The sequence below is a fragment of the Leifsonia sp. KNZ12-8B genome (assembly GCF_056755495.1).
In genome coordinates this window covers 1-9,708 of the sequence record NZ_JBPGXM010000138.1, presented here as the reverse complement: position 1 = coordinate 9,708, position 9,708 = coordinate 1, and the positions used below count along the sequence as shown (strand labels likewise).

At 70.0% G+C, this 9,708-nt stretch carries 10 protein-coding genes; all 10 read right to left on the bottom strand.

Going from position 1 to position 9,708, the window contains the following annotated elements; translation table 11 throughout:
- Positions 1-146 precede the first annotated feature (146 nt).
- The gene (locus ACR9ZG_RS16060; RefSeq protein WP_481285855.1) at positions 147-1,151 is read right to left on the bottom strand and encodes a sugar phosphate isomerase/epimerase family protein; all 1,005 of its coding nucleotides are present in this window, start codon (positions 1,149-1,151) and stop codon (positions 147-149) included.
- 1 nt (position 1,152) lies between these two features.
- Entirely contained in the window at positions 1,153-2,343 is a 1,191-nt protein-coding gene (locus ACR9ZG_RS16055) for a Gfo/Idh/MocA family protein (RefSeq protein WP_481285854.1), read from the bottom strand.
- A complete protein-coding gene (locus ACR9ZG_RS16050) occupies positions 2,340-2,738 on the bottom strand; it encodes a C-glycoside deglycosidase beta subunit domain-containing protein (RefSeq protein WP_481285853.1) in 399 nt (132 codons plus the stop codon). The genes ACR9ZG_RS16055 and ACR9ZG_RS16050 overlap by 4 nt, the downstream gene beginning before the upstream one ends.
- 12 nt (positions 2,739-2,750) lie before the next feature.
- The gene (locus ACR9ZG_RS16045) at positions 2,751-3,788 is read right to left on the bottom strand and encodes a sugar phosphate isomerase/epimerase family protein (RefSeq protein ID WP_481285852.1); all 1,038 of its coding nucleotides are present in this window, start codon (positions 3,786-3,788) and stop codon (positions 2,751-2,753) included.
- A 13-nt stretch (positions 3,789-3,801) separates the two neighbouring features.
- Positions 3,802-4,902, bottom strand: a complete 1,101-nt coding sequence (locus tag ACR9ZG_RS16040) for a sugar phosphate isomerase/epimerase family protein (RefSeq protein ID WP_481285851.1) — start codon at positions 4,900-4,902, stop codon at positions 3,802-3,804.
- Positions 4,899-5,297 carry a C-glycoside deglycosidase beta subunit domain-containing protein gene (locus tag ACR9ZG_RS16035; protein WP_481285850.1) on the bottom strand — a complete coding sequence of 133 codons (399 nt, stop codon included), beginning with the start codon at positions 5,295-5,297 and terminating at the stop codon, positions 4,899-4,901. Before ACR9ZG_RS16035 ends, ACR9ZG_RS16040 begins: the two co-directional genes overlap by 4 nt.
- Before the next feature lie 74 nt (positions 5,298-5,371).
- Positions 5,372-6,931, bottom strand: coding sequence for a GMC oxidoreductase (locus ACR9ZG_RS16030; RefSeq protein WP_481285849.1), 1,560 nt, complete (start codon positions 6,929-6,931; stop codon positions 5,372-5,374).
- On the bottom strand, positions 6,928-7,719 hold the full coding sequence (locus ACR9ZG_RS16025; RefSeq protein WP_481285848.1) for a TIM barrel protein: 792 nt from the start codon (positions 7,717-7,719) through the stop codon (positions 6,928-6,930). The genes ACR9ZG_RS16030 and ACR9ZG_RS16025 overlap by 4 nt, the downstream gene beginning before the upstream one ends.
- A gap of 45 nt (positions 7,720-7,764) precedes the next feature.
- Positions 7,765-8,601 (bottom strand): carbohydrate ABC transporter permease, encoded by an 837-nt coding sequence (locus tag ACR9ZG_RS16020; RefSeq protein WP_481285847.1) that lies wholly within the window; start codon positions 8,599-8,601, stop codon positions 7,765-7,767.
- 1 nt (position 8,602) lies between these two features.
- Positions 8,603-9,562, bottom strand: coding sequence for a carbohydrate ABC transporter permease (locus ACR9ZG_RS16015; RefSeq protein ID WP_481285846.1), 960 nt, complete (start codon positions 9,560-9,562; stop codon positions 8,603-8,605).
- Positions 9,563-9,708: the final 146 nt, after the last annotated feature.

The following is a 9,708-nucleotide window of genomic DNA, read 5'->3' as shown; positions in this document are numbered from 1 at the left end:
CCGCCGGCGCGGGGGCCGCCGGGGGGGGGGGCGGGGGGGGGGGGGGGGGGGGGGCCGCGCGCGGGCGCCCCGCGGGGGCGGGGGGGGGCGGCCCCGGCCCCCCCCCCCCCGGGGGCCGGGCCCCCCTTCCGTGCCCTGCTGACCCCTTACTTCGTCGAGAAGGCCGCGTCGAAGGCAGCCGCGGACGGCTCGTACGTCGACAGGCGGCGGACGAACTCCAGCGCCTCGGGGGCGCCGACGAGCCGGTCCATCCCGGCGTCCTCCCACTCCACCGAGAGCGGACCGTCGTAGCCGATCGCGTTCAGCATCCGGAACGCGTTCTCCCACGGCACGTCGCCGTGGCCGGTCGAGATGAAGTCCCAGCCCCGGCGCGGGTCCGCCCACGGCAGGTGCGAGGAGAGCCGGCCGTTGCGGCCGTTGGTGAGCCGCTTCTTCGTGTCCTTGCAGTGCACGTGGTAGATGCGGTCCTGGAAGTCCCAGAGGAAGGCGACCGGGTCGATGTCCTGCCACACCATGTGCGACGGATCCCAGTTGAGCCCGAACGCCTCGCGATGGCCGATGGCCTCCAGCGCCCGGACGGTCGTCCAGTAGTCGTAGGCGATCTCGGACGGGTGCACCTCGTGCGCGAACCGGACCCCCACCTCGTCGAAGACGTCGAGGATCGGGTTCCAGCGGTCGGCGAAGTCCTGGTACCCGCGCTCGACCATCGCGTCGGACGCCGGCGGGAACATGGCGACGTACTTCCAGATGGACGACCCGGTGAAGCCGGTGACCGTCTTCACGCCGAGCTTCGCCGCCAGGCGGGCGGTGTTCTTGAGCTCCTCGGCCGCGCGCTGGCGCACGCCCTCGGGGTCGCCGTCGCCCCACACCGAGTCCGGGAGGATGTCGCGGTGCCGCTCGTCGATCGGATCGTCGCAGACCGCCTGACCTTTGAGGTGGTTGGAGATCGTCCACACCTTCAGGCCGTTGCGCTCGAGCACGTCGAGCTTGCCCTGCACGTACGCGTCGTCGTCCCAGCGCGCCGGGTCGAGGTGGTCGCCCCAGCAGGCGATCTCGAGTCCGTCGTACCCCCACTCGCCGGCGAGCCTGGCCACCTCCTCGAACGGGAGGTCGGCCCACTGGCCGGTGAACAGCGTGATCGGTCGTGCCATGTCAGTCCTCCAATGCTGCTGCCGTGACGCCGGAGCCCACGCGGACCCAGGCGGAGTCGTTCGCCGCGCTGTCCTCGACCGCCGCGAGGACCCGCTGCACGCCGAGCCCGTCGGCGAAGCTCGGCGCGGGATCGGTCCCGTGCGCGATCGCGCCCACGAGGTCGACGACCTGGTGCGAGAAGCCGTGCTCGTAGCCGAGCATGTGACCGGCCGGCCACCAGGCCGAGACGTACGGGTGCTCCGGCTCGGTGACGAGGATGTCGGTGAAGCCCTGGAGCTCGGCGGGCGCCGTGCGGTCGTAGTGCCGCAGCTCGTTGAGCCGCTCGAGGTCGAACGCGAGGGCCCCGTTCTCGCCGGAGATCTCGATGGTCAGCGCATTCTTGCGTCCGGTGGCGAACCGGGTGGCCTCGAAGGAGGTCAGCGCTCCGTTGGACAGGCGTCCCGTGAAGAGCGCGGCATCGTCCACCGTCACCTCGCCGTACTCGCCGCTCGAGGTCCCGCTCAGACCGGACCGCTCCGCAAGCACAGGACGCTGCTTGACGATGGTCTCGATGGTCCCGGAGACCGCGGTGACATCCAGCCCGGTGACGAACTGGGTCATGTCGATGATGTGGGCGCCGATGTCGCCCAGGGCCCCCGACCCGGCGTGCTCCTTCTGCAGGCGCCAGGCCAGCGGGACCTCCGGGTCGACGAGCCAGTCCTGGCGGTAGGCGGCGCGCACCTGGCGTACGTCGCCGATCAGCCCGCGGGCGATGAGGTCGTGCATCAGCGTGACCGCCGGTACCCGGCGGTAGGTGAAGCCGACCATCGATCGCACGCCGTTCTGGGCGGCGCGCGCGGCGGCCTCCGCCATCGCCTCGGCCTCCTCGACCGTATTGGCAAGCGGCTTCTCGCACAGGACGTGCTTGCCGGCGTCCAGGGCGGCGATGGCGATCTCGGCATGCGAGTCGCCGGGCGTGACGATGTCGACGATGTCGATGTCGTCGCGGGCGATCACCTCGCGCCAGTCCGTCGCCGACTCGGCCCAGCCCCACTTGGCGGCCGCGGCGGCGACGGCGTCGGCGTTGCGACCGACGACCACCGCCAGCTCCACCTCGTCCGGGAGGTCGAACATGCGCGGCGCCTGCCGCCAGCCGACCGAGTGCGCCGCCCCCATGAACCCGTAGCCGATCATGGCGACCCGGAGCGTCATGCGAGCACCACCTCCCGCTCGACCTCGACGCGGTTGCCCACGTAGCGCATGGGCGCGATCTGCATGTAGAGCAGGCGCATGGTCAGCACGACGTCCACGTCGACCGTGGCGCCCGCCTCCGGCACGGTGTCGAGGGGGATGATCACGTCGGGCCGGTCGGCGACGAACCAGAGGGTGTCCCACTGGTCGGGGAGCTCGTCGATCGCGTACGACCGCCCCTGGAGCTCGAAGCGCAGCTTCTCCTTCGGGATGTCGACGCCGTCCACGGTCGCGGCCACGTCGTCCACGGCGGACAGCCAGAGACTGCGGTACCAGGGCAGCTGGATGGAGACGGCGATGCCCTCGGAATGGCGGCGGACGTCCGTCTCCGCGAACAGGGAGTTGTGGGTTGCCATGATGTCCTTCCGTCAGACCCGCGCGCCCGCGACGGCGTCCTCGATCGTGCGCCGCATGAGCGCGTGCTGCTTCTTCACCAGGTCGATCGGGTCTGACTCGCCCAGGTCGGAGAAGGCGTGACCCTCCCACTCGCTGGAGAGGTAGCCCTGGTATCCGCCCTCGACGAACTGGCGCACGATGCGCGGGATGTCCATCGCCGGCTCCTGACCGCTCTCGTCGATGTCGTAGAACTTCGCGTGCACGTGGAAGATCTGCGGCATGATGTCCAGCCACTCCTCCGGCGGGACCAGGCCGTGCATGTTGAAGGCGAGCCGCGTGAACGGGCCGAACCCGGTGGGGTCGACGCCCTCGCCGCGCAGGTAGTCCTCGAACTTCTGGTTGCGCACGTGCATCGGGGTGGGCTCGTGCCAGATCTCGTCCATGACGGGGAAGTGCTTCTCGTCGAGCCCCATCTGCGACAGCGTCCGGAGCAGGGTCGGCGAGAGGCTGTGCATGGTGGAGCTGAAGTCGGCGGTGAAGCCGAGCCGGTCGCTGCCGAGCTCGTCGTAGACCTCGCGGATGCCGACGACCGTGGGGTCGTTGGGGCCGGAGGGCGCATGGATCTCGTACCCGAGCCTCTGGTGGTACTTCTCGGCCAGCGGGAGCAGGCGGCGCAGGAGCTCCTTGCCGGCCGAGCGGATCACGATCGTCCGGAACCCCAGGGCGTCGGCCGTGGCGAGCTGCCGGGCGAGGAAGTCGTACTCCTCGTCCGGAGTCATGTCGCGATCCTTGCGGCGGCCCATGTCGAGATTGGTCCCGACCGCGCTGGGCTCCAGTCCGTACTTCTCGGTGCTGTCGCGCCAGAGCCGGACGAACTCGTCGTCCACGTCAGGGTAGGTCCGCAGCATCTGCGCGATGTTGAACTCGATGCCCGGCCCGAGACCCTCGTCGTGAACCGCCTTGATGAGCGTCTCGGGCGTGTAGAGCCCGGCCGCGAACTCGCTGGTCAGCGAGTAGAGGGTGATGCCGAGCTTGATGCCGGTTCCGGCGATGCCGTTCTCGTCGGTCATTGTCCGCCTCCCTTCAGGCCTGAACCGGCTGCGCCAGGTGCGCGGCGAGCTGCTGGCGGGCCTCGTCGGCATCCACGACCATGCGGGAGCCCGCGGCCTCGGCCGCCGAGCGCTGCACGGCCTGCTCGCCGGCGATGATGTCGAACGGGCTCTGCCAGTAGTTCCAGTGCCAGCCCTCGTACTCACTCGAGATCGCGCCGTCGTAGCCGTTCTCGACCAGCAGGCGGATGAGGTCGCGGACCGGGACCGACGGCTCCTCGCCGTTCTCGTCGATGCCGAAGAACTTGCCGTGCACGTGGCGGATCCACGGCATGATCTCGAGCCAGTCGTCCACCCGGGCCGGGCCGAAGAGGCCGGTGCCGTTGATGGCCATGTCCACGCCCAGGTCGGGGCGCCCGTTCTGCGCCGCCAGCCCGATGAAGGCGCCGAAGCGCTGACCGTGCTCGGTCTGGTCGGCCGGCGGGCCGGCCTGGTAGAAGCCGTTCCACAGGTCGACGACCTTGGCGAGCAGTTCCTCCGAGGCGCCGCGGCGACGGTACGCCTCGATCAGCGAAGGCGCGAAGCCGGACGTGGTCGCGCCCCAGTCGGCGGTGAAGCCGAGGAAGGGCGAGCCGACCTTCTCGTACCGGTCGCGCAGCGCGAGGATGCGCGGGTGCGACGCGTACTGGTCGGCGTGCACCTCCAGCGCGAGCGTCACGCCGAACTTCTCGGCGATCGGCGCGAGCCGCTCCATCGAGTCGGGCTCGATCGAGATCTGCACGCGGGCGATGGGGAAGCCCAGCCGGGCCGCCGCCTCGATCTGCCGGGTCATGTACTCGATCAGCTCGTCCTGGTTCAGCAGCCGGTCGCGGTGGATGCCGATGTCGGCGTTGATCGCGAGCGAGGTCTGCACGAGCCCGGTCTCGGCGACGAGGTCGCGGAACCAGCCGACGAACGAGTCCTCCAGCGCGGGGAAGCCGCGGAAGCTCGAGAACCCGATGATCTCGAGCCCGGGGCCGTAGCCGTCGGCGGCGACCTTGCGGATCAGATGCTCGAGGTCGTACTCGCGGCCGTGGAACGCGCGGGTGAAGCTGTAGAGGGTGACCCCCTGGATGGGCTTGCCGAGCTCGCTCATGCCGCCACCGCCTTCATGCTCTTGCTGTCGTGCTCCTCGATGCGGAGCACCTGGTCGTTGTCGATGATGATGTAGGGGATGTAGAGCTTGAGCTCCACGTCGACCGCGTGCTCGCCCTCCCCCTCGGACACCGGGATGTCGCCGGAGACGACCGCCGAATCGAGTGGGAACCACCACTCCTCGGTGTTGTCCGCGAGGTCGGCGAGCCGGAACGTCTTGCCGTTCATCTCCCAGCGGAGGGAGTCGGGCGGTGCGGGGATCCCGTCGACCGTGAGCGACACGTCCGAGATGCAGGACGCCGGAAGCGCCCGGTACCAGGGGATGCGGACCTCCACCGCGGCGCGGGCGCCGTGCGTGCGCAGCGTGCCCTGTTCGATGATGCGATCGGGGATCATTCGTCGACCTCCTCGTCGTGAGGGCGCAGCAGCGCGACCCTCTTTTTCATGATTTGTTCATTCTAATGTCGATTTTAGACGTAAGACAAGGATGCCGGGGCGGAGCGCGACTGCTCCAGGTCCGCGGCGATCCGGCGTGCGCCGCGCACGGCCAGGGCGACGCTGGTGAGCGTCGGGTTGCAGGCCATGGGCGTCGGGATCACGCCGTTGCCGGCCACGAACACCCGCGGCGCCGCCCACACCTCGCTGTCCGGGCCGCACACGCTCGTGCCGTCGTCCGTCGGCCCCATGCGCACGCTTCCCTGGTAGTGCAGCGACGATCCCAGCGGGAGGGTGAACGGCTCGGAGCCGATCGGATCGCCCACGGCCTCGGCCAGGCGCACGATCTCGGCCCGCGCACCGGCGATGGCCGCGCGGTCGGCGTCCGTCAGCCGGTAGTGGAGGCGCATCGCCGGCATGCCGTACGAGTCGACCTCGCCGTCGGCGAAGGCCACCCGGTCGTCCCACTGCAGATCCTTGGCGCAGAAGAGCCCGAGTCCGACGATCGAGCCGGGGACGACGGGGTCGTCGTCCGCGAGCGGGATCGGTGACGCGTCGAGCTGCATGATCTGGCCGTGGTACGGGACGTCGTCCGTGTACGGCACCCAGCTCACGCCGCTCTGCTCGTGGATCGTGCCGGACGCGGCGACGTCGGTCTCCGGGGGCGGTGCGACGTCGCGCAGGCGGGACGCGTACACGATCTGCGTCTGGTCGTTGAGCATCCGGCCGAGGGCGTCCGGACGGATCCCGGAGGCGTAGAGCACCTGGGGCGTCCGCAGCGCGTCGGCAGCGACGACCACGTAGCGGGCGGCGACGCGGTGGACCTCGCCCGTGCGGCGGTCCCGCACCTCCACTCCGGCGGCCTCGCCGTTCTCGAGCAGCACGCGCGTGACGAGAGACTCGTCGAACAGGGTGAAGTTCGGGTTGCTCCTGGTCTCCTCGCCGAAGACGACGTCGGAGCCGGACCAGACCAGGCGGCCGTCCTCGCGCCGGTGCACGGCGAGCGGCATCCGCTGCACCCGCTGCGCGGCGGTGCGCCCCTCGTCGACGGCGGCCGCGAGCAGGTCGCGGACGAGCTGCGAGTACGGCGCCCCGTCGAAGGCGTCGGTCGTGACGCCGAGCAGGCGGCGGGCGTCGTCGAGCAGCGCGTCGAAGCCGGGGACGAAGTCCGGCCGCTCCTTGCCGCCGGGCTCCGGGCAGGCCCCGGTCCAGTGCGCGCCCATGCCCCCGACGTTGCTCGAGAAGGCGGCGACCGGGAGGCCGTCCTCACCGGGCGCCTGGTAGCCGTCCTGCAGGAGGTACGTGCCCGGACGGCCCGCCCGCGTGCCGGCCGTGACTGCTCCCGGGGAGCTCACGGTCGCAGCTCCTGCGCCCGGCCCCTCCGAGCGCTCCTGCGCCTGTGCGCGCGCCTGCGCGTCCTCGATGTTCTTCACGTGCGCACCGGGCGGGTTCGAGACCGTGGGGCCGACCTCGAACATCGCGACGGTGGCGTTCGGCGCCTCCTCGCTCAACACACGGGCGTACGCGGCGCCGGTCGGCCCGCTGCCGACGATCACCACGGCGACCGACACGGGATAGCGGCTCCCGGAGGTCATGCCGACACCAGCTTCCTGATGTAGGCGACGGACGCCGTCGACTCCGTCGTCGGGTAGTACTCGAGCCCGATCGGCCCGTCGTACCCGGAGTCGCGCAGGGTCGCGAGTGCGGCCTCCCAGTCGATGGCGCCGGTGCCAGGCTCGCCGCGCCCGGGGGCGTCCGCGATCTGCACGTAGCGCACGAGGTCGCCGGCGTTCGCCAGCTCGGCGGCGACGTCCTCCCCCTCGACGGTCGAGTGGTAGAGGTCGTAGAGGATGCCGAAGTACGGCGAGTCGACGGCACGGGCGACGTAGGCGGACTCCGCCGTCCGGTCGAGCAGCGAGCCCGGGTGGTCGACGCGGATGTTGACCGCCTCGAGCACGAGCGTGATGCCCGACCCCTCGATCTGCGCGATCGCCTTGCGGTAGATCTCGGCGAGCTCGTCGAGCTGCGTCTGCCGCTTGCTGCCGCCGAAACCGGTGCCGCTGCCCACGACGATGCGCGGGCAGCCGAGCTCCTGCGCGATGGCGACGCCCTCGTCGAGCTTGCGGTAGAACTCCGAGTGGTCGCGCGGCGGGATCATGAACTGCGTGCGGGGCTCGGCGAGCTGCGCGGTCAAGGCCGTGCCGGTCTCCTCGAGAGCCGCCTTGAGCGCCGGGATGTCCTTGGGCTTCGCGGGGGCGTCGACGCCCGTGGGGCCCCACATCTCCACCGCCGTGAACCCGGCGGCCGCTGCGGCGCGGACGCGGTCCTCGTAGGCGCCGGCCTCGGTGAAGAGCAGTTCGATGTTGGGTGAGAGCTGATACATGGTTTCCTTCACGTCAGAGCATGGGGTGGTCGGGGACGGGGATGCTCACCCCTTCAGCCCGCCGGCGAAGCCCTGGATGAAGCGCTTCTGGGCGAACAGGTAGAAGAGGAGGATCGGGATCATCGAGATGATGACGATGGCGAAGATCGAGTTCCACTTCGACACCAGGGCGCCGATGAAGAAGTACATGGCCACCGGCAGCGTCTGGTTCTGCGAGCCGCCGAGGAAGATCAGGGCGGTGAAGAAGTCGTTCCAGATGATGAGACCGGCGAGGATGGCGACGGTTCCGGTGGCCGGGGACATCAGCGGCAGCACGATGCGGAAGAAGATCTGCGTGCGGCTCGCGCCGTCGATCGCCGCAGCCTCCTCGTACTCGGTGCCGAGGCCGCGGAAGAAGCCCGCGTAGAGGAAGATCGCCAGCGGCAGCAGCATCCCCGAGTAGAGGATGATCATGCCCCAGACGGTGCCGGTGAGACCGATGGTGCGTGCGCCGATGTAGAGCGGCACGGTGCCGAGCTGCGTGGGCAGCACGATCGCGATGAGGAACAGGTAGTACATCCCCCTGCTCCACCGTTTCGTGCTGCGCGCGATGACGTAGCCGGTGAGCGAGCCGAGCAGCACCAGGATGATCACTGCTCCGACGGTCATGATCACGCTGTTCATCAGGCCGACCAGGATGTTCGCCGGGCCTTGGCCCGACAGCGCGGCGGTGAAGCTGTCGAAGGTCGGCGCCTTGGGCCAGGCGAGCGGCGAGGTCGTGTACAGCTCCGTGTCCGGCTTCAGCGCCGTCGAGATCAGGAAGTAGAAGGGGAGCAGGAAGACGATGGCGAGGATCCAGAGGCCGATCTCGCGCAGCAGGGTGAGCTTGGTGTAGCGGAACACGTCAGGCCTCCTCGGGGCGCGCGTTGGTCAGGCGCTGCTGGATGATGGCGAAGACCAGGATGATGACGGTCAGCAGCAGCGCGAGTGCCGCGCCGTAGCCGAAGTTGCCGAGCGAGAACGCCTGCTTGTAGACCTGCGTGGCGAGCGTCTCGGTCGCGCCGGACGGCCCGCCGGCGGTGAGCGCCATGATCTGGTCGAAGATCCTCAACCCGTTCACGAGCCCGAGCGTCGTCGCGATGGCGACGGAGGGGCGGATGGCGGGGAGGACGATGCTGAAGAACCGCTGCCACAGGCCGGCGCCGTCGATGGCGGCCGCCTCCTCCACCTCGATCGGGACGGACGCGAGGCCGGCCATGTAGATCACCATCGCGAAGCCGGTCTGCTGCCAGACGATCACGATGAGGATCGCCCAGATGGCGAAGTTGGGGTCGCCCAGCCACGCTTTGGCGAACGAACCGAGCCCGGCCGATTTCAGCACGGCGTTGATCGGGCCGTTGTAGTCGAAGATGAACTTCCAGATGTAGGCGGTCGCCAGCGGGCTCAGCACCACCGGCATGAAGAACAGCACGCGCAGCGTGTAGCGGGTCTTGACGATGCGGTTGGCGCCGAGTGCGAGCGCCAGGCCGGCGACGTTCGAGAGGATGACCGAGGCGAAGGCGAGGAACAGCGTGTTCCCGAGGGCGCCGATCTTCGTCGGGTCCTGGAAGATCTTGACGAAGTTGTCGAGCCCGACCCATTCGAAGGCGCCGATCCCGGACCAGTTCGTGAAGGCGAAGAAGCCGCCGACCGTGGTCGCGACGTAGTGGATCGCGAGGACGAGGAGCACACCGGGAAGCGCCCACCACCAGTAGCCGAAGCCCAGCCCGCCCGGCTTGCGCGGCTCGGCGTCGCTCCGGCGGCCCCGGCGGGTGCGCTTCGGAACGATCAGCTCCTCGGATTCGGTGTAGAGGGTGGCGCTCATGGTGTCCTCGAGTTCGTACGTCGTCGTCGTTCCAAGGGTGGGGACCGCCCCCCCCCCCCCGGGGGGGGGGGGGGGGGGGGGGGACAAGGGGCCCCGCGGGGGGGAACGCCGAAAACACCCCGGGGCCGGGGGATTTGCCCGGGGGG

Coding starts and splice junctions, on each gene's coding strand:
- ACR9ZG_RS16060 (WP_481285855.1), bottom strand. CDS start 1,151: ATGGCACGACCGATCACGCTGTTCACCGGCCAGTGGGCCGACCTCCCG.
- ACR9ZG_RS16055 (WP_481285854.1), bottom strand. CDS start 2,343: ATGACGCTCCGGGTCGCCATGATCGGCTACGGGTTCATGGGGGCGGCG.
- ACR9ZG_RS16050 (WP_481285853.1), bottom strand. CDS start 2,738: ATGGCAACCCACAACTCCCTGTTCGCGGAGACGGACGTCCGCCGCCAT.
- ACR9ZG_RS16045 (WP_481285852.1), bottom strand. CDS start 3,788: ATGACCGACGAGAACGGCATCGCCGGAACCGGCATCAAGCTCGGCATC.
- ACR9ZG_RS16040 (WP_481285851.1), bottom strand. CDS start 4,902: ATGAGCGAGCTCGGCAAGCCCATCCAGGGGGTCACCCTCTACAGCTTC.
- ACR9ZG_RS16035 (WP_481285850.1), bottom strand. CDS start 5,297: ATGATCCCCGATCGCATCATCGAACAGGGCACGCTGCGCACGCACGGC.
- ACR9ZG_RS16030 (WP_481285849.1), bottom strand. CDS start 6,931: ATGACCTCCGGGAGCCGCTATCCCGTGTCGGTCGCCGTGGTGATCGTC.
- ACR9ZG_RS16025 (WP_481285848.1), bottom strand. CDS start 7,719: ATGTATCAGCTCTCACCCAACATCGAACTGCTCTTCACCGAGGCCGGC.
- ACR9ZG_RS16015 (WP_481285846.1), bottom strand. CDS start 9,562: ATGAGCGCCACCCTCTACACCGAATCCGAGGAGCTGATCGTTCCGAAG.